The organism is Leucobacter sp. Psy1 (genome assembly GCF_020096995.1).
Lineage (GTDB): Bacteria > Actinomycetota > Actinomycetes > Actinomycetales > Microbacteriaceae > Leucobacter.
The window spans coordinates 2,520,826-2,544,372 of the sequence record NZ_CP083692.1 but is presented as its reverse complement, the minus strand read 5'-3'; the positions used below and the strand labels follow the sequence as shown (position 1 = coordinate 2,544,372).

Annotated in this window: 21 protein-coding genes; 19 read left to right on the top strand and 2 right to left on the bottom strand. The window is 67.7% G+C overall.

All coding sequences use genetic code 11. The features are described 5' to 3' along the window. Positions 1-33 precede the first annotated feature (33 nt). The 10 genes from atpE (at position 34) to K8P10_RS12020 (ending at position 9,601) form a co-directional block, all read left to right on the top strand. Positions 34-261, top strand: a complete 228-nt coding sequence (gene atpE / locus K8P10_RS12065; RefSeq protein WP_208237433.1) for an ATP synthase F0 subunit C — start codon at positions 34-36, stop codon at positions 259-261. Between the two features lie 35 nt (positions 262-296). Then, on the top strand, positions 297-845 hold the full coding sequence (locus K8P10_RS12060) for a F0F1 ATP synthase subunit B (protein WP_224779151.1): 549 nt from the start codon (positions 297-299) through the stop codon (positions 843-845). Then, positions 845-1,621, top strand: a complete 777-nt coding sequence (gene atpH, locus K8P10_RS12055) for an ATP synthase F1 subunit delta (RefSeq protein WP_224779150.1) — start codon at positions 845-847, stop codon at positions 1,619-1,621. The genes K8P10_RS12060 and atpH overlap by 1 nt, the downstream gene beginning before the upstream one ends. Before the next feature lie 52 nt (positions 1,622-1,673). Continuing rightward, complete coding sequence (atpA, locus tag K8P10_RS12050) at positions 1,674-3,302, top strand: F0F1 ATP synthase subunit alpha (protein WP_224779149.1); 1,629 nt, start codon at positions 1,674-1,676, stop codon at positions 3,300-3,302. Positions 3,303-3,380: 78 nt separating this feature from the next. After that, positions 3,381-4,271, top strand: a complete 891-nt coding sequence (locus K8P10_RS12045) for a F0F1 ATP synthase subunit gamma (RefSeq protein ID WP_224779148.1) — start codon at positions 3,381-3,383, stop codon at positions 4,269-4,271. Between the two features lie 23 nt (positions 4,272-4,294). After that, positions 4,295-5,752, top strand: a complete 1,458-nt coding sequence (gene atpD / locus K8P10_RS12040; RefSeq protein ID WP_224779147.1) for a F0F1 ATP synthase subunit beta — start codon at positions 4,295-4,297, stop codon at positions 5,750-5,752. A 2-nt stretch (positions 5,753-5,754) separates the two neighbouring features. After that, positions 5,755-6,018, top strand: coding sequence for a F0F1 ATP synthase subunit epsilon (locus tag K8P10_RS12035; protein WP_224779146.1), 264 nt, complete (start codon positions 5,755-5,757; stop codon positions 6,016-6,018). A 77-nt stretch (positions 6,019-6,095) separates the two neighbouring features. After that, entirely contained in the window at positions 6,096-6,938 is an 843-nt protein-coding gene (locus tag K8P10_RS12030) for a YaaA family protein (protein ID WP_224779145.1), read from the top strand. Between the two features lie 42 nt (positions 6,939-6,980). Beyond that, positions 6,981-7,904: a PP2C family serine/threonine-protein phosphatase gene (locus tag K8P10_RS12025; RefSeq protein WP_224779144.1), complete on the top strand. Its 924-nt coding sequence runs from the start codon at positions 6,981-6,983 to the stop codon at positions 7,902-7,904. Between the two features lie 50 nt (positions 7,905-7,954). Next, complete coding sequence (locus K8P10_RS12020; protein ID WP_224779143.1) at positions 7,955-9,601, top strand: formate--tetrahydrofolate ligase; 1,647 nt, start codon at positions 7,955-7,957, stop codon at positions 9,599-9,601. 112 nt (positions 9,602-9,713) lie between these two features. Here the strand turns inward: K8P10_RS12020 and K8P10_RS12015 are convergent, their stop codons facing one another. Next, on the bottom strand, positions 9,714-11,054 hold the full coding sequence (locus K8P10_RS12015; protein WP_224779142.1) for an aminotransferase class III-fold pyridoxal phosphate-dependent enzyme: 1,341 nt from the start codon (positions 11,052-11,054) through the stop codon (positions 9,714-9,716). 56 nt (positions 11,055-11,110) lie between these two features. Here K8P10_RS12015 and K8P10_RS12010 point away from each other — a divergent pair, with 56 nt between their 5' ends. From K8P10_RS12010 to K8P10_RS11990, 5 genes are read left to right on the top strand one after another with little or no spacing between them, the layout of a single operon-like run. Continuing rightward, positions 11,111-11,584 carry an OsmC family protein gene (locus tag K8P10_RS12010; protein WP_224779141.1) on the top strand — a complete coding sequence of 158 codons (474 nt, stop codon included), beginning with the start codon at positions 11,111-11,113 and terminating at the stop codon, positions 11,582-11,584. A 44-nt stretch (positions 11,585-11,628) separates the two neighbouring features. After that, on the top strand, positions 11,629-13,221 hold the full coding sequence (gene metG / locus K8P10_RS12005) for a methionine--tRNA ligase (protein ID WP_224779140.1): 1,593 nt from the start codon (positions 11,629-11,631) through the stop codon (positions 13,219-13,221). Then, positions 13,218-14,129 carry a TatD family hydrolase gene (locus K8P10_RS12000; RefSeq protein ID WP_224779139.1) on the top strand — a complete coding sequence of 304 codons (912 nt, stop codon included), beginning with the start codon at positions 13,218-13,220 and terminating at the stop codon, positions 14,127-14,129. The genes metG and K8P10_RS12000 overlap by 4 nt, the downstream gene beginning before the upstream one ends. Continuing rightward, complete coding sequence (gene rsmA / locus K8P10_RS11995) at positions 14,126-15,106, top strand: 16S rRNA (adenine(1518)-N(6)/adenine(1519)-N(6))-dimethyltransferase RsmA (protein WP_224779138.1); 981 nt, start codon at positions 14,126-14,128, stop codon at positions 15,104-15,106. The genes K8P10_RS12000 and rsmA overlap by 4 nt, the downstream gene beginning before the upstream one ends. Before the next feature lie 10 nt (positions 15,107-15,116). Beyond that, entirely contained in the window at positions 15,117-16,052 is a 936-nt protein-coding gene (locus K8P10_RS11990) for a 4-(cytidine 5'-diphospho)-2-C-methyl-D-erythritol kinase (protein ID WP_224779137.1), read from the top strand. A gap of 8 nt (positions 16,053-16,060) precedes the next feature. Here K8P10_RS11990 and K8P10_RS11985 read toward each other — a convergent pair whose 3' ends face one another. Next, positions 16,061-16,504 carry a Cpe/LpqF family protein gene (locus K8P10_RS11985; protein WP_224779136.1) on the bottom strand — a complete coding sequence of 148 codons (444 nt, stop codon included), beginning with the start codon at positions 16,502-16,504 and terminating at the stop codon, positions 16,061-16,063. A 99-nt stretch (positions 16,505-16,603) separates the two neighbouring features. On the opposite strand from K8P10_RS11985, the gene K8P10_RS11980 reads away from it, so the two are divergent. The 4 genes from K8P10_RS11980 (at position 16,604) to K8P10_RS11965 (ending at position 23,542) form a co-directional block, all read left to right on the top strand. Beyond that, positions 16,604-18,409: an ABC-F family ATP-binding cassette domain-containing protein gene (locus tag K8P10_RS11980; RefSeq protein ID WP_224779135.1), complete on the top strand. Its 1,806-nt coding sequence runs from the start codon at positions 16,604-16,606 to the stop codon at positions 18,407-18,409. Positions 18,410-18,419: 10 nt separating this feature from the next. Next, positions 18,420-20,486 (top strand): heavy metal translocating P-type ATPase, encoded by a 2,067-nt coding sequence (locus K8P10_RS11975; protein ID WP_370631867.1) that lies wholly within the window; start codon positions 18,420-18,422, stop codon positions 20,484-20,486. Between the two features lie 40 nt (positions 20,487-20,526). Next, on the top strand, positions 20,527-21,186 hold the full coding sequence (locus tag K8P10_RS11970) for a VOC family protein (protein WP_224779134.1): 660 nt from the start codon (positions 20,527-20,529) through the stop codon (positions 21,184-21,186). A gap of 172 nt (positions 21,187-21,358) precedes the next feature. Beyond that, the gene (locus tag K8P10_RS11965) at positions 21,359-23,542 is read left to right on the top strand and encodes a catalase (protein ID WP_370631866.1); all 2,184 of its coding nucleotides are present in this window, start codon (positions 21,359-21,361) and stop codon (positions 23,540-23,542) included. Positions 23,543-23,547: the final 5 nt, after the last annotated feature.

Genomic DNA, 23,547 nt, shown 5'->3' with positions numbered 1-23,547 from the left:
GCCGAATTCACCCTACGAAAGGAAACACTCACTGTGTCTGTTCTCGCAGAAGTTTCGGGTAGCATCGCGACCGTCGGCTACGGTCTCGCCGCCATCGGCCCCGCCATCGGCGTGGGCATCGTCGTCGGCAAGACGATCGAGGGTGTGGCTCGCCAGCCCGAGCTCGCCGGTCGTCTGCAGGTCCTGATGTGGATCGGTATCGCCTTCACCGAGGCCCTCGCCTTCGTGGGCATCGGTACCGCCTTCATCTTCGGCTCCTGATCCCGGTTCAGCGTTTCATTTGAGAGGAGGCAGCGATGATCAACACAATCGCTGTTGCTGCTGAGGGGTCGGACCAGAACCCGCTCCTTCCGGCGACCTATGACATCGTCTGGTCGGCGGTTGTATTCGTCATCCTGCTTGTGGCTTTCTGGAAGGTCTTCCTTCCGAAAATGCAGGCGATGCTCGACGCGCGTGCGGAGGCCATCGAAGGCAATATCGCCAAGGCCGACGAGGCTCAGGCGAAGGCCGAGGCCGCTCTGCAGGAGTACACCGCTCAGCTCGCCAGCGCGCGTGCAGAAGCCGGTGAGATCCGCGAAGCCGCCCGCGCCGACGCCACCAAGATCGTCGCGAAGGCCAAGGAAGACGCGACGGTCGAGCAGGCCCGCGTCGTGCAGCATGCCCAGGCCCAGATCGAGGCCGAGCGTCAGAGCGCGGCCGTGTCGCTCCGCAAGGACGTCGGATCGCTCGCCATCGACCTCGCCTCCGGCGTGGTCGGCGAGTCGCTCAGCGACGACCAGAAGGCATCGGCGCTCGTCGATCGCTTCCTCGCGGATCTCGAGGCGTCAGAGAAGGCGGCCCAGTAATGGGAAGCGCGTCACGCGAGGCTCTGTCCCAGGCGCGCGCCGCGCTGACCGATCAGGTCGCGGCGGGCACCGGGGTCGAGCTCCTTCGCGCTTCGGCGCAGATCGAGGCGAACCCGGCGCTGGCCGCGGTGCTCGGCGATCCCTCAGCGGAGGTCGCGGGCAAGACGCGCCTCGTCGAGCGGGTCTTCGCAGGAGCCTCAGCCGACGCGCGTGCGATCCTGGTCGCTGCCGTCACGGCGCGCTGGTCCACCGTGAACGAGTTCATCGCCGGTGTTGAGGACCTCGGTCTGCGCGCCGCTGCTCGCGACGCCGCCGCGCTCTCGGACGAACTGCTCTCCGCAGCCGAGGTGATCGACGGCAGCCACGAGCTCCAGCTCAACCTCGGCAGCAAGCTCGCCGCACCCGAGAAGAAGGTGGCCCTCGCCGAGCGGTTGTTCGCCGGCAAGCTGTCGTCCGAAGCGGTGACCGTCGTCTCGCACCTCGTCGCGAACCCCCGCGGTCGCCGCGTCGACGTCGCACTCCGCCGCGCGGCCCAGGTCGTCGCGGATGAGCGCGGTACCGAGCTGGCCACCGTTACGGTCGCTGCCCCGCTGTCGGCGGAGCAGCAGGACCGGCTCGCCCGCCTGCTCGCGGAGAGCGCCGGACGCAGCGTGAAGATCACGACCGTCATCGATCCGTCCGTCATCGGCGGAGTCCGCATCCAGCTCGCCGATGACGTCATCGACGGCAGCGTGCGCGCTCGACTCGACGACCTCAGGCAGAAGCTCGCAGGCTAGAGCACCACTTTTCACCACCGGGGACGACTCCGGAACAGACAGAGGAAACGAAATGGCAGAACTCTCAATCAGCCCGGACGAAATCCGCGACGCGCTGAAGGACTTCGCGTCGTCGTACGAGCCGTCCCAGGCGGAGAAGACCGAGGTCGGCACTGTTGTCGACGCAGCCGATGGCATCGCCCACGTCGAGGGTCTCCCCGGCGTGATGGCGAACGAGCTGGTCCGCTTCGCGGACGGCACGCTCGGCCTGGCGCAGAACCTCGAGGAGAACGAGATCGGTGTCGTCGTGCTCGGCGAGTTCACCGGCATCGAGGAGGGCCAGCAGGTCACCCGCACCGGCGAGGTGCTCTCGGTGCCCGTGGGCGAGGGCTACCTCGGCCGCGTGGTCAACCCGCTCGGCGAGCCGATCGACGGGCTCGGCGAGATCAAGGAGATCCAGGGCCGCCGTGCACTCGAGCTCCAGGCTCCCGGTGTGATGGCGCGTAAGTCGGTGCACGAGCCGATGCAGACCGGCATCAAGGCGATCGACGCCATGATCCCCGTCGGCCGCGGTCAGCGTCAGCTGATCATCGGCGACCGTCAGACCGGCAAGACCGCTCTCGCGATCGACACGATCATCAACCAGAAGGACAACTGGGCGACCGGCGACCCGACGCAGCAGGTGCGCTGCATCTACGTCGCGATCGGCCAGAAGGGCTCGACGATCGCCTCGGTGCGCGGCGCGCTCGAAGAGGCAGGCGCGATGGAGTACACCACCATCGTCGCGTCGCCCGCGTCCGATCCCGCAGGCTTCAAGTACCTCGCGCCCTACACGGGTTCGGCCATCGGTCAGCACTGGATGTACGACGGCAAGCACGTCCTCATCGTGTTCGATGACCTCTCGAAGCAGGCCGAGGCCTACCGTGCCGTGTCGCTTCTCCTCCGTCGCCCGCCGGGCCGCGAGGCGTACCCCGGTGACGTCTTCTACCTCCACTCCCGGCTGCTCGAGCGTTGCGCAAAGCTCTCGGACGAGCTGGGTGCCGGTTCGATGACGGGTCTCCCGATCATCGAGACGAAGGCAAACGACGTCTCGGCGTACATCCCGACCAACGTGATCTCGATCACCGACGGCCAGATCTTCCTGCAGTCGGACCTGTTCAACTCGAACCAGCGTCCGGCAGTCGACGTGGGTATCTCGGTCTCGCGAGTCGGCGGCGACGCTCAGGTCAAGTCGATCAAGAAGGTGTCGGGCACGCTCAAGCTCGAGCTCGCGCAGTACCGTGCGCTCGAGGCCTTCGCGATGTTCGCCTCCGACCTCGACGCCGCCAGCCGTCGTCAGCTCGAGCGCGGCGCCCGCCTCACGGAGCTGCTCAAGCAGCCGCAGTACACTCCGTACCCCGTGGAGCAGCAGACCGTCTCGATCTGGGCCGGCACCAACGGCTTCATGGACGATGTGCCGGTTGAGGACATCCTGCGCTTCGAGCGCGAGTTCCTCGACTACCTCGGACGCAACTCCGACGCGCTGAACCGTCTGCGCGAGAGCAAGGTGCTCGACGACGATCTCGTCGCCGAGATCACCGCCAAGCTCGAGGCCTTCAAGCCCGAGTTCCGTACCGCTTCGGGTGAGAGCCTGTCCGAGCAGTTCGCGGCACTGGACGAGGCAGAGATCGAGCAGGAGCAGCTCGTCGTAGGCAAGAAGTAGTCGACCCGGGGCGGGTGCATTCCCGCCCCGGTCTTCTGCAGCACTGCGAGAGCCACCCCCGACACACACAGGAGAGACATGGGAGCGCAACTTCGGGTCTATCGGCAGAGAATCCGCTCTGCCAAGACGACCAAGAAGATCACCCGTGCGATGGAGCTGATCGCAGCCTCTCGCATTCAGAAGGCGAAGGCACGCGTCGACGCCTCGAACCCGTACACGACCGCGATCACCCGCGCCGTGTCCGCCGTTGCCACGCACTCGGACATCGACCACCCCCTCCTCACCGAGGCGGAAAAGGTCGAGCGCGCCGCAGTCGTGATCTTCACCTCGGACCGAGGACTCGCGGGTGCCTTCAACTCGCAGGTGCTTCGCGAAGCAGAGGAGCTCGCCGAGCTGCTCCGCGCCGATGGCAAGGAGATCACGTACTACCTGATCGGCCGGAAGGCGCAGGGCTACTTCGCCTTCCGCAACCGCCCGTCGGAGCGCGTATGGAGCGGCGGAACCGAGAACCCCGTCTTCGAGACGGCTCAGGAGATCGGTGAGGCGCTGCTCGAGGCGTTCGGCACCCCGACCAGCGAGGGCGGCGTCGACGAGATCCACATCGTCTACAACCGCCTGGTCAGCATGGTCAGCCAGGTGCCGAAGGTGCACCGTCTGCTGCCCCTGCAGGTCGTCGAGGGCGTGGCCGAGGCCGAAGCCGGCGTCGCCCCCCTCTACGAGTTCGAGCCGGATCCGGAGACGGTGCTCGACCGCCTGCTGCCGGCGTACATCGAGGCACGTCTGTTCAACGCCCTGCTCGAGTCGGCCGCTGCGAAGCACGCGGCGACGCAGAAGGCGATGAAGTCCGCGAGCGACAACGCCGACTCGCTGATCAACGATTACACCCGCCTTGCAAACAACGCACGTCAGGCGGAGATCACCCAGCAGATTTCCGAGATTGTGGGCGGCGCGGACGCGCTGTCCAGCTAGCCCACTACGAAGAGAGAGAAAGCATGACCGAAACCGCCGCTGTGGCGACCGAGGCACCGACCGTCGGGCGCATCGCCCGAGTCACCGGCCCCGTCGCCGACATTGAGTTCCCGCACGACGCCATTCCGCCGGTGTACAACGCGCTCGAGACGCGCGTCGACTTCGGCGACGGCTCGGAAGGCTTCACGCTCACGCTCGAGGTTGCTCAGCACCTTGGCGACAACCTCGTCCGCGCCATCGCACTGAAGCCCACCGACGGCCTCGTGCGCGGCCAGGAGGTCTTCGATACCGGCCACCCGATCCAGGTGCCCGTCGGTGACGTGACCAAGGGCAAGGTCTTCGACGTGACCGGCAACATCTTGAACGCGCCCGATGGTGCCGAGATCGAGATCACCGAGCGCTGGGGCATCCACCGCACCCCGCCGGCGTTCGATCAGCTCGAGTCGAAGACGCAGCTCTTCGAAACCGGCATCAAGGTCATCGACCTCCTCACCCCGTACGTGCAGGGCGGCAAGATCGGCCTCTTCGGTGGTGCGGGCGTCGGCAAGACCGTCCTCATCCAGGAGATGATCCAGCGTGTGGCCCAGGACCACGGTGGTGTCTCCGTGTTCGCCGGTGTCGGCGAGCGCACCCGTGAGGGCAACGACCTCATTCACGAGATGGACGAGGCAGGCGTCTTCGACAAGACGGCCCTCGTGTTCGGCCAGATGGACGAGCCCCCGGGGACCCGTCTGCGCGTGGCGCTGTCGGCGCTGACCATGGCGGAGTACTTCCGCGATGTGCAGAACCAGGACGTGCTGCTCTTCATCGACAACATCTTCCGCTTCACGCAGGCCGGCCAGGAGGTGTCGACCCTGCTCGGTCGTATGCCCTCCGCCGTGGGCTACCAGCCCAACCTGGCGGACGAGATGGGCATCCTGCAGGAGCGCATCACCTCGACCCGCGGCCACTCGATCACGTCCCTGCAGGCGATCTACGTCCCTGCAGACGACTACACCGACCCGGCTCCGGCGACCACGTTCGCCCACCTCGACGCGACCACCGAGCTGTCGCGTGAGATTGCATCGCAGGGTCTCTACCCGGCCGTGGATCCGCTGACGTCCTCGTCGCGCATCCTCGATCCCCGCTACTTGGGCGAGGATCACTACCGCGTGGCCACCACCGTGAAGCAGATCCTCCAGAAGAACAAGGAGCTGCAGGAGATCATCGCGATCCTCGGTGTGGACGAGCTCTCCGAAGAGGACAAGATCACTGTGTCGCGTGCGCGCCGTATCCAGCAGTTCCTCTCGCAGAACACCTACATGGCGAAGAAGTTCACCGGTGTCGAGGGTTCGACGGTGCCGCTCAAGGAGACCATCGAGTCCTTCGACGCCATCGCCAAGGGCGAGTTCGACCACGTGGCCGAGCAGGCGTTCTTCAACGTCGGCGCGATCTCAGACGTCGAAGAGAAGTGGGCCAAGATTCAGAAGGAGAACAGCTGATCATGGCTGCTCTCTCGGTCCACGTCGTCTCCGCAGACCGCGAGGTCTGGACCGGTGACGCGACCCAGGTGGTCGCCAAGACGGTCGAGGGCGAGATCGGCATTCTTGCCGGTCACGAGCCCATGCTCTCGCTGCTCGCCTCGGGCGAGGTGCGAGTGACGACCACCGGTGGAGAAAAGGTCAAGGTCGATGCGGAAGGCGGCTTCTTCTCCGTCGACCACAACACCGTCACGATCGTCGCGGGCAACGCCGAGCTCGTCTCGTAGTCCCGCACCATCGCCACGAACCGGTCGCGCTTCCTGAGGGAGGGGCGACCGGTTCGCGCGTTTCACGAGGAGACACCATGCTGATTCTGCTCCCGCCGTCCGAGACCAAGCGTCCGGGGGGCGACCGCGCCTTCCGAGCGAGCGAGCTCTGGCATCACCGTGCACTCGGGGAGGCTCGTCGGCAGGTCCGCTCGGCGCTCGAGGAGCTCAGCCGCGACCCCGAGGCGGCCGCGAAGACGCTGAAGCTCGGTACGAAGAACCGTGCGGAGCTGCAGCACAATCTGCGCCTGTCGCGTTCTGGGGCGATGCCGGCGATCGAGCGCTACACCGGTGTGCTGTACGACGCGCTCGGGATCGAGGACCTCCCGGAACCCGCCCGCTCCTGGATCGACGCCCACGTTGCGGTGCAGTCGGCACTCTTCGGCGTCGTCCGCGCGGGCGATCCGATCCCGGCCTACCGGCTCTCCGGTGGTTCGCGACTTCCGGAGCTCGGGGCTCCGCTGAAGCGGGTCTGGCAGCGCACCCACGCCGAAATCGACTGGGCCGAGCACGGGTTCGTGCTCGACCTCCGATCGGGCGACTATCAGGCGCTCGCGCCCATCGAGGGTCCCTTCGCGTTCCGGCTGCAGGTCGTGCAGCGCGCGGCCGACGGGACGACGCGGGCGCTCAACCACTTCAACAAAGCGGCGAAGGGCGACCTGGTGCGCCGGCTCGCCGAGTCGCGCGCGGACATCGGCTCGGCGGATGGACTGGTGGAGTGGGCGCACACCCAGCAGCTCGACCTGGCGGTCACGCAGGCAGCCGAAAATGGTGCGGGTGGTGAGCTGACGCTCGTGACCGATCTCGGGGCTCCCACGACGAAGTCGGCCGCCGCTGGGACGAGTGCGGCCGGTGGCGGGGCCGATGTCGGCGGCCCCTGAGTGGGCAAGGTAGGATACACGAGTGCAGAACAGAGGAGTCAGATGACCGCGCGCGGAGGAAACGCCGTGCGGCGTCGAGTGCGCTATTCGCAGGGCTCCGATATCGAGCTTGAGCTCTCTTGGCACGCTATCACTGACGTCGGTGTGCGTCGTGAGGTGAACCAGGACAGTTACGTGGCGATGCCGCCCATTTTCGCGGTCGCTGACGGGATGGGCGGGCACTCCGCAGGTGAGATCGCCTCTGCGGCGGTTGTCCGTCGTCTCGCCGAACTCGGCGGTGACCGCGACGCAAGCCGCGAGGAGATCGTGGACGCGCTCGGCGACGCCGTCGACGACATCGAGCTGGATGCGGGTGAAACCGAGCTCGGGGCAGGGACGACGGTGACCGGTGTCGCGTTCGGCGGGTCGTCGTGCGACGGCGATCCGACTTGGAACGTGTTCAACATCGGAGACTCCCGCGTCTACCAGTACTTCAAGGGCGCGCTCAGCCAGATCACGGTGGACCACTCGGTCGTGCAGCACCTCATTGACACGGGAGCCATCACGGAGGCCGAGGCCGAGGTGCACCCGCACTCGAACGTGATCACGCGAGCTGTCGGTTTCAACGAGGAACCGATTCCCGATTACACCGCCCTCGCGCTCATCCCCGGGCAGCGGATCCTGATCTGCTCTGACGGGCTGACGAAGGAGCTCACCGACGTCGGGATCCAGCACTTCCTGGCCACCCTTCCCTCCGCGGAGGAGGCCGCGAAGGCGCTCGTGCAGCACGCGAAGGACAACGCGGGGCGCGACAACATCACGGTGATCGTCATCGACGTGCACGCCGTCGGCGATGTGCGCGATACCGGCGCGGTGCTCGATGGTGAAGACCTCGACGAGATCGCGGCTCAGGAGAGCGGGGGATTCGAGATTCCCGAGCCCGTGAGCGCTGTCGGCGATCGGTCGCACGCGACCCGCGCGGAGTAATTCGGCGTTCACTCTTCCCTCGGAAGTCGCGGCGCAGATACGCTGACGATATGACGGCACAGCCAATTTTCGAGATCGCCGAAGACGCCGGTATCGACACGTCGGAGCTCCTGCCCTACGGCAGGTTCGTCGCCAAGGTTCCTCTGGAATCCGAGCCAGGCGATGCTCCGCTCGTGATGGTGACGGCAATCAATCCGACACCGCTGGGGGAGGGGAAGACGACCACCGCTATCGGCTTGACGCAGGGTCTCGCCGCGATCGGCAGGAGGCCGGTGCTCACCCTCCGCCAACCGAGCCTCGGCCCCACGTTCGGGATCAAGGGCGGGGCTGCCGGAGCCGGGAAGAGCCAGGTGCTGCCGACGGAGATTCAGAACCTCCACCTCACCGGAGACTTCCACGCCGTCGCCGCGGCGCACAACCTCCTCGCCGCCATGATCGACAATCACCTGCACCACGGCAACAAGCTCGACATCGACCCGCAGTCCATCCTCTGGCCGCGCGTGCTCGACGTCAACGACCGAGTGCTGCGCGACATCGTGGTGGGGCTGGGCGGGCGCCTCGACGGCATCCCCAGGCAGACCTCCTTCGACATCACCGCTGCTTCCGAGGTCATGGCGATCTTGGCGCTCGCTTCCGGTTACGACGACCTCCGAGCGCGCCTCGGTCGCATCGTGGTCGGAGCCAATCGTGCCGGGGAACCGATCACCGCGGAGCACCTGCAGGCCGGCGGAGCGATGGCCGTGCTCATGCGCGATGCTCTGATGCCGAATCTGATGCAGACGAGCGAGCGGAATCCGGTGCTCATCCACGCGGGCCCCTTCGGGAACATCGCGACGGGCAACTCCTCGGTCGTGGCCGACGTCGCGGCGTCTCGGCTCGGAGACGTCGTCGTCACGGAGTCGGGATTCGGTGCGGATCTTGGCGCCGAGCGCATGGTCAACGTGAAGTCGCGCCAGTCGGGGTATGCGCCCGCTGCCGCGGTGGTTGTAGCGACGGTGCGCGCGCTGAAGGCGCACACCGGCAAGTACCGCATCGTGCCGGGGAAGCCGTTGCCAGACGACTTGCTCGCCGAGAACGCAGATGATGTGCGCGAGGGGTGCGCGAACCTCGGACACCACCTGCGCACCCTCAGACAGTGGGGAATCCCGGTAGTGGTCGCGGTCAACGCGTTCCCCGAGGATCACGCGTCCGAGCACCGTGCCATCGCGGAGTACGCGGCCGAGGCGGGAATTGCTTGCGAGATCTCCACGCACGTCGTGGATGGAGGGTTGGGGGCCGAATCACTCGCTCGCGCGGTGGTCGCCGCGATCGACGGCAACGAGACGCCCGGGGTCGTGCATCGAGATTACGATGCCGAGCAGCCGCTCACCGAGAAGATGGAGCGCGTGGCCCGCAACGTCTACGGAGCGGACGGGATCGACTTCACGCCCGCCGCTCGGAAAGCGCTCGACCGGTACACCGAGCTCGGCTACGGCGACCTGCCTGTGGTCATCGCGAAGACGCATCTCTCGATCCCGCATGATCGCTCGATCGATCCCGGTGCATCGTGGCGCCTGCCGGTGCGCGAGGTCCGGCTCGCGGCGGGCGCGGGCTACGTGTATGCGCTAAGCGGGGCGATCTCGACGATGCCGGGGCTCTCGAAGCACCCTCGCGCCGAGCGCATCGATCTCGTCGATGGGGAGATCGTCGGGCTGTAGACGCGAGGAGTCGCAACACGCCGCTATGCCACGGTGACAGCGGCGGGTTGCGACTCCTCGCGCGATCCTCAAGCGGGCTGGGCGCTCTACAGGCGCCCAGCACGCTTCGTGTCTAGAGTTCTGCGGCGATCGCCGCGTCGATGACGCCGACGACGTCGGCGATCAGTTCGTCGCTCATCTTGAGCGACGGGAGGAACCGGATCACGTTGCCGAAGGCGCCGGCGCTCAGCAGCAGGACGCCCTCCTGGGCGGCACGGGCGATGACCCTGGAGACGAGGTCCGCGTCGTGCTCGAGGGTCTCGGGGTCGGCGAACTCGATCGCGAGCATCGCGCCCTTGCCGCGCACGTCGACGATGCGATCGTACTTGGTTCGGAGGCCCTCCAACGCCGGCTTGAAGGCGCGCTCGATGCGCTGCGCCTCCGCGAGCAGGTCCTGGTGCTCGATCTGCTCGAACACGGCGACCGCCGCGGCGCAGGAGACGGGGTTGCCGCCGAACGTGCCGCCGAGCCCGCCGGGCTGAGACGCATCCATGATCTCGGCGCGGCCGGTGATCCCGGCGAGGGGCAGACCGCCCGCGATGCCCTTGGCTGAGAGCACGATGTCGGGCTCAACGCCGAACTGCTCGATGGAGAACACGGATCCGGTGCGGGCCATACCGGCCTGCACCTCATCCGCGATGAAGACGATGCCGTTCTCCCGGCACCACTCGGCGAGAGCGGGCAGGAAGCCGTCGGCGGGAACGATGAAGCCGCCCTCGCCCTGCACGGGCTCGACGACGAGGCACGCGAGATCCTCGGCGCCCGCAACCTTCTCGAGGTAGGCGATGGTGCGCTTCGCGGCCTCGGGGCCGGAGAGGCCATCGCGCAGCGGGTACGAGTTCGGCGCCTTCGTGATGTCCCCGGCACGGGGGCCGTACCCGAGTGCGTACGGTGCTGCCTTGTAGTTCATGCTCGAGGTCAGCATGGTGCGGCCGTGGTAAGCGTGGTCGAGCACCGCGACGCCGGGTCGACCCGTGTACTTGCGGGCGATCTTGACACCGTTCTCGACCGCCTCAGCACCGGAGTTCATGAGGAGCGTCTTGTAGGGGTTCTCCGGCGTCGAGCCAGGCACGTGCTGGGCGAGGTACTCGGCGACGCGCACATAGGGCTCGTAGGGGGTCATGGTGAAGAGCGTGTGCGTGACCTTGTGCAACTGTTCTGCTGCGGCCGCGACGACCGCGTCGTCGGTGTGCCCGATCGTGGTGACGCCGATGCCGCCGCAGACGTCGACGATCTGGTTGCCGTCGACGTCGACGAGCACTGAGTCGTGAGCGCGATCGATGTAGACGGGCAGTACGGAGTGCACACCTGGGGGAACCACGGCGGTGCGTCGCGCGTGGAGCTCACGGGACCTGGGCCCCGGGATCTCGGTGACGACGCGACGTTCCTGGGTGATGGGGTTCTCTGCACTCATAGGCTCGATTCTACTGCGGTCGCGCGCGTCGACGAAGGACCGGGTAGCGTGGGCGCATGCGCGACACACACGAGTTCGAGGTCAGCGTCGAGTGGCGCGGGAATCGCGGAACTGGAACGAGCGGGTACCGGGACTACGGGCGGCAGTTGGTGATCCGCGCTCCGCAGAAGACCGAGCTCGAAGGATCGGCGGCCCGTGTCTTCCACGGTGACCGAGACCGCTGGAACCCCGAGGAGCTGCTCGTCGCGGCGCTCGCCGAGTGCCACATGCTCTCCTATCTCCACATGGCGGTCAGGGGGGGCGTCGTCGTGACGGCGTACTCGGACGATGCGGTGGGGACGCTGCGCGTCGCAGGGCTCGGAGGCGCGTTCGCCGAGGTCGTGCTGCGACCCAGGGTCACCGTCGCTGAGCCCGGCATGGTCGACGCCGCGCGCCAGGCGCACGTCGAAGCCCGCGAGCACTGCTTCATCGCGAACTCCGTCAACTTCCCGGTCAGGCACGAGCCCGAGATCGTCGTCGCAGGGGAGTGAGCCCGATGCTGAGCGACGGCTCGGCTGGCGATAGAATGGAACCCATGCCCCAGCGCTCCTCGTTCTTCATCACGACCCCGATCTTCTACGTCAACGATGCCCCGCACATCGGGCACGCGTACACGGAGGTCGCCGCAGATGTCCTGGCGCGGTGGCACCGGCAGTCGGGCGACGATACCTGGTTTCTGACGGGGACCGACGAGCACGGCCAGAAGATCCTCCGCACCGCGACGGCGAACGGCGCCCACCCGAAGGAGTGGGCCGACCGACTCGTCGAGTCCGAGTGGAAGCCGCTGCTCGACCTCATCGACATCTCCAACGACGACTTCATCCGCACGACCGATGAGCGGCACGAGCGCGGCGTCGCCGATTTCTTGCAGGATCTCTATGATGCGGGGCACATCTACGCGGGCGAGTTCGAAGCGCTGTACTGCGTGGGTTGCGAGGAGTTCAAGCCCAAGAGCGAGATCGTCGACGGCGAGGGTGCGTTCGAGGGGCAGAAAGTCTGCGCCATCCACTCGAAGCCGCTCGAGCTGCTGCAGGAGAAGAACTACTTCTTCAAGATGAGCGCGTTCGCGGAGCGCCTGCTGAAGCTCTACGAGGAGCGGCCCGACTTCATCCAGCCCGCGAGTGCGCGCAACGAGGTCATCGCGTTCGTGCAGCAGGGACTCGACGATCTGTCGATCTCGCGCACCTCGTTCGACTGGGGTATTCCAATCCCGTGGGACGACTCGCACGTCACCTACGTGTGGTTCGACGCGCTGCTCAACTATGCGACTGCGATCGGGTACGGCAACGATCCCGAGCAGTTCGATCGCCGCTGGCCTGCCACGCACATCGTCGGCAAGGACATCCTTCGCTTCCACGCCGTGATCTGGCCCGCGATGCTCATGGCAGCGGGGGTCGAGGTTCCCCACCAGGTGTTCGCGCACGGTTGGCTGCTCGTCGGCGGTGAGAAGATGTCGAAGTCGAAGCTCACCGGCATCGCGCCGAACGAGATCACCGACACCTTCGGGTCCGACGCGTTCCGCTACTACTTCATGCGCGCGGTCTCCTTCGGCCAGGACGGGTCCTTCAGCTGGGAGGATCTCGCCGCCCGGTACCAGGCGGAGCTCGCGAACGGCTTCGGCAATCTCGCCAGCCGCCTCCTCGCGATGAACGCCAAGTACTTCGACGGCCGGGTGCCGGAGGAGTCAACGATCGCCGACACCGAGGCTGAGGCGGCGATCCGCGATCTCGCCGCGACGGTCGCGGAGCGGGCGGACGAGCGGATCGAGGCGCTCGCCATTCACGAGGCCATCGCCTCCATCTGGGAGCTCGTCGACGCGCTCAACGGCTACATCACCGAACAGCAGCCGTGGGTCCTCGCGAAGGATCCGGAGCAGCGCGACCGCCTCGGCACGGTGCTCTACACCGTCACCGAGGGACTTCGCGTGCTCGCCGAACTGCTTTCTCCCGTCATCCCGGAAGCAACCGCGAAGCTCTGGACGGCGCTCGGCGCCGAGGAGACGCTCGGCGCACTCGACCAGCAGCCGCTGCGCGAGGCAGGCACCTGGGGCCGGCTCGCGGCCGGCACGGAGCAGCAGAAGCTCGCGGTGCTCTTCCCGCGGATCGACAGCGAGGGCGCAGGCTCGTGACGCCCGACGCTCCCGCGGGAGGCCTCCGGAAGCGCTCGCGCGATGGCGAGCGCGGCGATCCGAGTCGCCCGCCGCTGCCCGAACCGCTTCCGGTGCCCCTGTACGACAACCACACCCACCTGGAGTTCGAGGACGGCGTCGACGTGCTCGACCCGGCTGAGTCCCTCGACCGCGCCTCCGCCGTCGGCGTGCACGGAGTCGTCCAGGTCGGTACCGACCTCGAGACCAGCCGGTGGGGTGCGCAGCTGGCCGCCGCCGATTCCCGCGTCCTCGCCGCGGTCGCGCTGCACCCCAACGAAGCACCGCGTCTCGGTGCGCAGGGGCTCCTGAGCGAGCATCTCTCGGAGATCGCACGCCTCGCTGCCGAACCGCGCGTGCGCGCCATCGGGGAGACCGGGCTCGACTACTTCCGCACCGGTGAGGACGGTCGCGAAGACCAGATGGAATCCTTCGAGGCGCACATCGAGATCGCGAAGGCGCACGGTCTCGCGCTGCAGATCCACGACCGCGACGCCCACGACGACGTCGTCTCCACGCTCCTCCGCGTCGGCGCCCCTGAGCGCACCGTCTTCCACTGCTTCTCCGGTGATGTGGGGCTCGCGAGAATCTGCGCGGACCGCGGCTGGTACTTGTCCTTCGCCGGCACCGTGACGTTCAAGAACGCGCCGGCTCTGCGCGAGGCGCTCGCCATCACGTCGCCCGACCGGGTGCTGGTGGAGACCGACGCACCCTTCCTGACACCGGAACCGTTCCGTGGGCGGCCGAACGCCCCGTACCTCATGCCCCACACGGTGCGGCGCATCGCCGAGGTGCTCGACCAGCCGCTCGACGAGGTCTGCACGCGCCTCGCGCGGAACACCGAGCACGTATACGGGCCCTGGCTGCTCGGCATGGAGCCGGAGGGGTGAGTCTGCTCGGACCGGCCGAGGTGCGGGAGCTCGCCGCGCGACTCGACGTGACGCCGACGAAGAAGCTCGGACAGAACTTCGTCATCGACCCGAACACGGTGCGCAAGATCGTGCGGGCTGCGGGTGTCGAGCGCGGCGACCGCGTCATCGAGATCGGCCCCGGCCTCGGGTCGCTCACGCTCGGTCTCACCGAGGCCGGCGCCCACGTGACCGCCGTCGAGATCGACGCGCGCCTCGCCGCCGAACTGCCACGCACCGCCCTCGCCATGCAGCCCGAGCTGGCGGAGGCCGGCCCCGACACCGGCGCGCTCCGCGTCGTCCACTCCGACGCTCTCGAGCTCACCGCGGAGCACCTGGACGCCGCCCCCGAGCGGCCCGAAGTGCTCGTCGCGAACCTCCCGTACAACGTCTCGGTGCCGATCCTCATGCACCTGCTCGAACTCATCCCGACCCTCCGCAGCGGCCTCGTCATGGTGCAGGCCGAGGTCGGCTACCGCATCGCCGCCGGGCCGGGCTCCAAGGAGTACGGTTCCCCCAGCGCCAAAGCCGCCTGGTACGGGGACTGGCGGATCGCCGGCAACGTCAGCCGACGGATCTTCTGGCCGGTGCCAGGCGTCGACTCGGTGCTCGTCTCCTTCGCGCGGCGCAGCACCGCACTCGGCAGTCACGCCGAACGCGGTGAGACCTTCGCGCTCGTGAACGCGGCCTTCGCTCAGCGCCGCAAAATGCTGCGGCAGGCGCTGCAGACCGTGCTCGGCCCCGCGCAACGCGTGATCGCACTCTGCGAAGCCGCAGGCGTCGACCCCACCGCACGAGCCGAACAGCTGGCCATCGACGACTACCTCGCCATCGCCCGCGCTGCGCTCGCCGCAGCTCCCGTGGAAGGGTCCGCGGCGGCTCCCGCAGCCGACGGATCGAGCCCGTCGTCCGCCGTCACAGACGCGCCTCCCGCCACCGACCACAGGCGACTGCGGTAGCGTGAGAGGTATGGAGTCGACGCAGTCACGCCGATCGGTCACGGTACGCGCACCGGGCAAGGTCAACGTCTTCTTCCGGGTCGGAGCGCTGCAGCACGACGGCTATCACAGCGTCGCCTCCCTCTACCAGGCGGTGTCCCTCTACGAGGAGGTCACCGCCGTTCCCGCCGAGGGATTCAGCGTGCGCTTCTCCGGCCCCATCGATACCAGCGCGCTGCCCACCGACGACTCCAATCTCGCCATCCGCGCGGCCGCGCTGCTCCAGGAGCAGACCGGTCACACCGGTGGCGTCGCGCTCTCGATCGTCAAGCACGTGCCGATCGCCGGGGGTATGGGAGGTGGCTCGGCCGACGCCGCCGCCACGCTGCTCGCGTGCGATGAACTGTGGGGGACGGGACTCGGGCGCACCGGGCTGCTGCCCCTGGCCGCGCAGCTCGGCGCCGACGTGCCGTTCGCGCTTGAAGGTGGTACCGCCGTCGGTACCGGTCGAGGCGACGAGCTCAGTCACGCCCTCGCGAAGGGCACGTTCCACTGGGTGCTCGCGCTCCCCGATGCCGGCCTCAGCACTCCCACCGTCTACTCGGCGCTCGATCGGCACCGCGACGAGCACCCCGCCGAACTCGCGCCCCCGCCGGAGCCGGTGAAGGTCGACACTGCGGTGCTGCAGGCGGTGCGCATGGGCGACCCGAAGTCGCTGGCGAACGCGATGCACAACGATCTGCAGGCCGCAGCCGTGAAGCTCGCCCCGAATCTGCTCGAGGTCATGGAGCTGGGCGAGCAGCGCGGCGCGCTCGCGGGCATCGTCTCAGGATCCGGGCCGACCGTCGCCTTCCTCGCTCAGGACACGCAGTCGGCGGCCGAGCTCCAGCGGGTGCTCACCCGCGCGGGCGTGCGCTCGCTCACTGCCACCGGCCCGGTGCCGGGGGCGCGCGTCATCGAAGCCTGAGGCCCCGCTTACTCTTCTGGAGCGAGGAAGTAGAGACCGGTGATCTGCCCCTGACCGTCGATGCTGATCTGCATGTCGAACGGGTCGGTGTCGGAGCTCTCGAGGCGGGTGACCGACTGAGTCTCGCCGGCTTCGTAGTCGGTGACCGTGAACGGTTTCGCGGGGCGCACGTTGTCGTTCACGATCGCGACGAACTCCGAGGCGGGCACCTCTTCCAGGAAGTTCGGGTGCAGCGCTGCTTCCCACTCGTCCTCGGTCGTGTCGTCGTCGGCGTTCAGGATGTCGACAACCCACTGGGTGCGCTCACCGATCGCCGTGTCGGGCACGGAGACCGCCACGGGCGTCTCCTCTTCGGGGACCATCGAGCTGCACCCGGTGAGAGCGATCGCGGCGGTGACGCCGCTCACGAGCGCGAGCGTGCGCAGGACGCGGAGGCCGGGCGGTCGTGTCATGGTGGGAGTCGACTCCTCGAATCGATCGTGCGGGCGTCCCTCGAGCCTATCGAGTGCTCCCGGCCAGCGGCGAAGTCCAGCCGATAGGCTGGGAGTCTTATGGCGCATCTTCTGGGGGCCGAGGCCCTCCACCTCGAGGTTCCGACGAAAGTCGTGTTCGACTCCGTGACGATCGGTGTCGCAGAAGGCGATCGGATCGGCATTGTCGGACGCAATGGCGATGGCAAGTCGAGTCTGCTGATGATGCTCGCCGGGCGGCGTGATCCAGACGGTGGTCGTGTGACCGTCCGCGGCGGCACGACGATCGGCGTGCTCGACCAGGCCGACGTCTTCGTGACCGATGAGACGGTCGGGAGCGCGGTCGTCGGCGATGCCGCCGAGCACGAGTGGGCGAGTGATCCGCGTGCAAGGGACGTCATCGAGGGGCTCATCGCCGACCTGCCGTGGGATGCTCCGGTCGACGCGCTCTCCGGTGGCCAGCGGCGACGCGTCGCGCTCGCCCGCCTGCTCGTGGGGGACTGGGACATTCTCGCGCTCGACGAGCCGACCAACCACCTGGACGTCGAGGCGATCTCGTGGCTCGCAGAGCACCTGAAGCGGCGCTGGGCCGCGAACCAGGGCGCCCTGCTCGTCGTGACGCACGACCGCTGGTTCCTCGACGAGGTGTGCAACGCCACGTGGGAGGTCCACGATCGGATCGTCGAACCGTTCGAAGGCGGGTACGCGGCGTACATTCTGCAGCGCGTCGAGCGCGACCGTCAGGCCGCGTCGATCGAGCAGAAGCGGCAGAACCTCGCGCGCAAGGAGCTCGCGTGGTTGCGTCGCGGAGCCCCGGCTCGCACGTCGAAACCGAAGTTCCGAATTGATGCCGCCAACGAACTCATCGCCGACGTGCCCGAGGTGCGCGACAAGGTCTCGCTGCAGTCGATGGCCGTGCAGCGACTCGGCAAGGAGGTCGTGAATCTGCTCGACGCCGGTGTCGCCTATGGGGACCGGACGATTCTCGAGGACGTCGAATGGCTCCTCGCTCCCGGTGAGCGCACCGGCATCCTCGGCGTCAACGGGGCGGGGAAGTCGACGCTACTCGGACTGATCGCAGGCACCGTCGAGCCCACGAGCGGGCGAGTGAAGCGCGGCAAGACGGTCAAGGTGGCGACCCTTACGCAGCGGCTCGACGAGCTCGAAGAACACCTGAACGAACCGGTTCGCGTCGTCATCGGGCGACTCCGCACCAGTTTCACGGTCGGCGCCGGATCCAAGGCGCAGGAGCTCACGCCGTCGCAGTTGCTCGAACGCATGGGGTTCTCGAGCGCGCAGCTGTCGACCCCGGTGAAGGATCTCTCGGGGGGTCAGAAGCGGCGCCTCCAGCTGCTCCTGATCCTGCTCGATCAGCCGAACGTGCTGATCCTCGACGAGCCGACGAACGACCTCGACACCGACATGCTCGCCGCGATGGAAGATCTGCTCGACTCGTGGCCGGGCACCCTCATCGTGGTGTCGCACGACCGGTACTTCCTCGAGCGCGTCACCGATCAGCAGTACGCGATCCTGGATCGTCATCTGCGGCACCTGCCAGGCGGAGTGGATGAGTACCTGAAGCTGCGCGCGGCGCAGGATCAGGGTGGGACCGCGCCGAAGGGCAGTGGGGGATCCGCCTCGTCCCCGGCCACGAATCCCGCGCTGTCGGGTGCTGAGCTCCGCGCGGCGCAGAAGGAGCTCTCCGCCATCGAGCGGAAGATGGAGAAGCTGCAGGCGGATATCGTGCGGTCGCGCGACGGCCTCGCCGATCTCGACCAGACCGACTTTCAGCTGTTGAATGCCGAGATGGTGAAGATCACGGCGCTCGAGGATGAGGTCGCGTCGCTCGAAGAACGGTGGATGGAGCTTTCCGAGCAGGTGGAGTAGCGTCCGAACTATGAACACTCGGAGCGAGTCCGTCGCCTCGCATGGCGAAGGTCACGACCACCATGACCACCATGACCAGCACGGCGGCGGGCACGGTGATCACGTCGGGCAGTTCCGGCGGCTGTTCTGGATCATGCTCGTCCTGGCCGTCCCAGTGGTCGGGTTCAACGACATGTTCGCTCACCTGGTCGGCTATCACCTGCCCGATGCGGAGTGGGTCTGGTGGGTATCGCCGATCCTGGGAACCGTCATCTATTTCTGGGGTGGCCGGCCATTCCTCCTCGGCGGGCTGAGCGAGATCCGCGCCAGGAAACCCGGCATGATGCTGCTGATCGGACTCGCGATCACTGTCGCATTCCTCGCGTCCTGGGGTGCGACCCTGCACCTGCTGGATCACGAGTTGAACTTCTGGTGGGAGCTCGCTCTGCTGGTGGTCATCATGCTGCTGGGCCACTGGATCGAGATGCGATCCCTCGCCCAGACCACGTCCGCCCTGGACTCTCTGGCCGCGCTGCTCCCCGACGAGGCCGAGAAAGTCGAGGGCGGCGAGATCGTGAAGGTGGATCCCGCCGGTCTCGTCGTCGGCGATGTCGTGGTCGTCCGGCCCGGTGGTTCCGTGCCGGCGGATGGCAGGATCATCGACGGAGCGGCTTCGATGGACGAGTCGATGGTCACCGGAGAATCGAAGACCGTCCGCCGCGAGGTCGGCGCGCAGGTAGTCGCAGGCACCATCGCCACCGACTCCGGGATCAGAGTCGAGGTCACCGCGATCGGTGAGGACACCGCACTGGCCGGAATCCAGAAACTCGTCGCCGATGCCCAGGCGTCCTCGTCCCGCGCCCAGCGCGTCGCCGACACCGCTGCCGCGTGGCTGTTCTGGTTCGCCCTCGGTGCGGCTCTGATCACCGCCGTCGTGTGGACATCGGTGGGACTTCCCGATGACGCGGTCGTGCGGACCATCACGGTGCTGGTCATCGCCTGCCCCCACGCCCTGGGCCTCGCGATCCCGCTGGTCGTCTCCATCGCCACCGAGCGCGCCGCCCGCGGAGGTGTGCTCATCACGGACCGCCTTGCGCTCGAATCGATGCGCACCGTCGACGCCGTGCTGTTCGACAAGACCGGCACCCTCACCAGAGGCGAGCCGACCGTCACCGCGATCGAACCCACGGGCTCGTACGACGAGCAGCAGATCCTGGCATTGGCGGCGGCAGCAGAGGCCGACAGCGAGCATCCGCTGGCCCGCGCCATCATCGGCGCGGCGCGAGATCGCGACCTCGACGTCCCGACAGCCACCGACTTCTCCTCATCCCCCGCGGTGGGGGTCAGAGCGACGGTCGATACCCGGGTGATCGAGGTCGGCGGACCGTACTTGCTCGACCAGCGATCCGCCCGCGAGCTCCCGGCGACAGACCAGTGGCGAGCCGAGGGCGCGATCATTCTCCACGTGCTCGCCGACGGCGACGTGATCGGCGCTCTGCGACTGGCCGACGAGATCCGGCCGGAATCCCGCGACGCCGTCGATGCCCTGCACATTGGCGGGGTGCAGGTCGTGATGATCACCGGCGACGCGCGTGCCGTCGCCGACACGGTCGCCGGGGAACTCGGCATCGACCGGGTCTTCGCCGGCGTTCGACCCGAGGACAAGGCCGCCAAGGTCAAGGAACTCCAGGAGGAGGGTCATCGGGTCGCCATGGTCGGCGACGGTGTCAACGATGCTCCGGCGCTGGCGCAGGCCGATGTCGGCATCGCCATCGGCGCCGGCACCGACGTGGCGATCGGATCCGCCGGAGTGATTCTGGCGAGCTCAGACCCGCGGTCGGTGCTGTCTGTCATCGAGCTCTCGCGGGCGGCGTTCCGCAAGATGCAGCAGAACCTGTGGTGGGCGGCCGGCTACAACCTGCTGTCCGTGCCCTTGGCGGCGGGCATTCTCGCCCCCATCGGGTTCGTGCTGCCCATGAGTATCGGCGCGATCCTCATGTCGGCCTCCACGGTCGTCGTCGCCCTCAACGCGCAGCTGCTGCGTCGCCTCGATCTCACCCCCGAGGCAAGCGCCGACAGGATCCTCACGCGCGCGTGAGACCCGACTGGCGTCGGACTGATGGGGTAGCGTGCGGACCATGAGAATTCCGCAGCAACTCGATCACGTCGTCATCGCAGGCCCCGATCTGGACGCACTCGTCGCGTGGTTCGCCGAACGAACGGGCGTGGACGCAGCCCCCGGTGGGGCGCACCCGACGGGCACCGCGAACGCGCTCGTCGCGCTCACCATCGGTGGGGAGCGGGGGCCGCAGTACCTCGAACTCATCGGACCGGACCCCGCACGCACCGATCCGAGCTTGCCGACGATGTTCGGCATCGACGCGCTCGACGAACCGCGAGTACAGACGTACGCCGTCCACCCCGAAGACATCGAGGCAACCGTCGCCGCGGCGCGCGAGCGCGGTGTCGACCTGGGCGAGGTCGCAGACCTGTCGCGGCGCACCCCGTCCGGCGACCTCCTCGAGTGGCGTCTCGCGGGCGTGCGCGGTCCGGGCCGTGAGATCCCGTTCGTCATCGACTGGGGGAGCACGTCTCATCCTGGTCAGGGCGACCTTCCCGTGATCGAGCTGGAATCGTTCACCTGGGTCGAGGGAGACCGGACCAGGCAGCGCGACCTGGTCGAGTCGCTCGAAGCACTCGGCCTCGCCGAGGGCGTGACTGAAGTCGAGGCAGGGGACATCTCGGGATTCCGGCTCGTCCTGCGCCGCACTGACGGGGAGAGGGTGACGCTGCACTAGCGTTTTCTCCGGAGGAGGACTCGCGCGATGGCACTCCCGGCGGCCGAATGCAACCGTCTATCGAGACACTGCACCGCGTTGTTAGCGTGGCTTCCACTTCGCGCCTGCGGACGGTGAGAGCGTCGCGCGTGGCAGGAGCGCACTCAGCACACCGATGTCAGGAGTACTCACCGTGTCACCGAAGATTCCCGGGGCCCCGGCCCCCACGCCCCCGCCCGTCGACGAACCCACCGAGCCGCAGTCGCCACTGCCTCCGAAAGACGATCAGCAGGGCCCCGAGACCGTGTCGGCGACCGGGGAGCGCACCGGAGCGGAGCAGGACGTTCGCGCCCAGCGCGGTGCCCACCTCACGACGGCCCAGGGTGCGCGACTGCGTGACACCGACCACTCGTTGAAAGCCGGGCCTCGCGGTCCGACACTGCTGCAGGACCACCATCTCCGCGAGAAGATCACGCACTTCGATCACGAGCGGATCCCCGAGCGGGTGGTGCATGCCCGAGGTGCCGCGGCACACGGCGTCTTCGAGTCGTACGGCAATGCGGGCAACCTCACCTGCGCGAAGTTTCTCGCCGAGAAGACCACGGTGCCGGTGTTCACGCGGTTCTCGACGGTCGTCGGATCACGCGGCTCGGCCGACGCGGTGCGAGACACCCGCGGATTCGCGACGAAGATGTATACCGACGAAGGCACGTTCGACCTGGTCGGCAACAACATTCCGGTGTTCTTCATCCAGGACGGCATCAAGTTCCCTGACATCGTGCACGCCGCCAAACCGCACCCGGACCGCGAGATCCCGCAGGCCCAGAGCGCGCACGACACGTTCTGGGACTTCGTCTCCCTCCACACCGAGGCGCAGGCACACGTGATGTGGCAGATGTCGGATCGGGCGATCCCCCGCTCGTACCGCACCATGGAGGGTTTCGGGGTGCACACGTTCCGGCTCGTGAACGCCGAGGGGCAGAGCTCGCTCGTGAAGTTCCACTGGAAGCCGAAGCTCGGCGTGCACTCGGTACTGTGGGAGGAAGCGCAGCTCATCAACGGCGCCGACCCCGACTTCCACCGACGCGACCTCGCCGATGCGATCGAGTCGGGCGCCTACCCGCAGTGGGAGCTCGGGGTCCAGGTCTTCCCCGATTCCGAGGAGGAGGTCTTCGAAGGCATCGACCTCCTCGACCCGACGAAGCTCGTTCCCGAGGAGCTCGCTCCGGTCAAACCGATCGGCATGCTCACGCTCAATGCGAACCCGAAGAACTACTTCGCCGAGACCGAGCAGGTCGCCTTCCATCCCGGGCATCTCGTGCCGGGCATCGAGGTGACGAACGATCCGCTGCTCCAGGCGCGGCTGTTCTCGTACATCGACACGCAGATCACGCGACTCGGCGGACCGAACTTCTCCCAGATCCCGATCAACCGGCCGCACGCGCCGGTCAACGACATGCAGCGCGACGGCTTCCACCAGTCAGCCGTCCACACGGGTGTCGCGCCCTACCGCCCGAACTCGCTGGACGGCGGGTGCCCCTTCCACGCCGGAGACGGGGAGGCCGCGCTCATCGACTTCCCTGAAGCGGTGCAGGAGGCGGTGAAGCTCCGGGAGTCACCGGCGTCTTTCGAGGATCACTACTCGCAGGTCACGCAATTCTTCCGCAGCCTCACCCCGACCGAACAGGACCACGTCATCCAGGCGTACACGTTCGAACTCGGCAAGTGCTACGAACCGGCGATCCAGGAGCGGCAGGTGCAGCGCCTCGCGAACATCGACGCCGACCTGTGCGCCGCGGTCGCGACGGGGCTGGGGCTCTCGATTCCGGATCCGGAGCAGGCGCCGCGCGACTCCGAACCGAGCGCCGCGCTCTCCCAGATCGGCGGCACCTGGCCCGTCGACGGCCGGATCATCGGGATCGCCGTGGATCAGGGCACCGACGCGACGATGGTCGCCGATCTCGCCGAGCGCATCGACGGTGCGGGAATGGTACCGCTCATCATCGCCCCCACGGCGGGGACACTGAGTGACGGCACGCCGATCCAGCGCACGTACCTGACGGCGCGTTCGGTGGAGTTCGACGCCGTCGTGTTCGCTACCGCCGAGGCTGCCCCCGCCGTCGACGCGGTCCACGGCCGCGATGCGAAGGCGGGAGACCCGGTCGGGCGGGGTGCGGTGGATCCGCGTCTCGTGCTGCTCGCCGCCGAGATCTTCCGGCACGCGAAGGCGGTCCTCTTCACCGAGGAGACCCCGGTTCCCGAGGCCGCCGGGATCGACCGTTCGGCTCCAGGTGTACTCGTAGGTGCGCCGGCGGAACGGCTCGACGACCTCGTCGGCCTGCTCGGGCAGCACCGCGTGTGGGATCGCTTCGCCTGATCCCG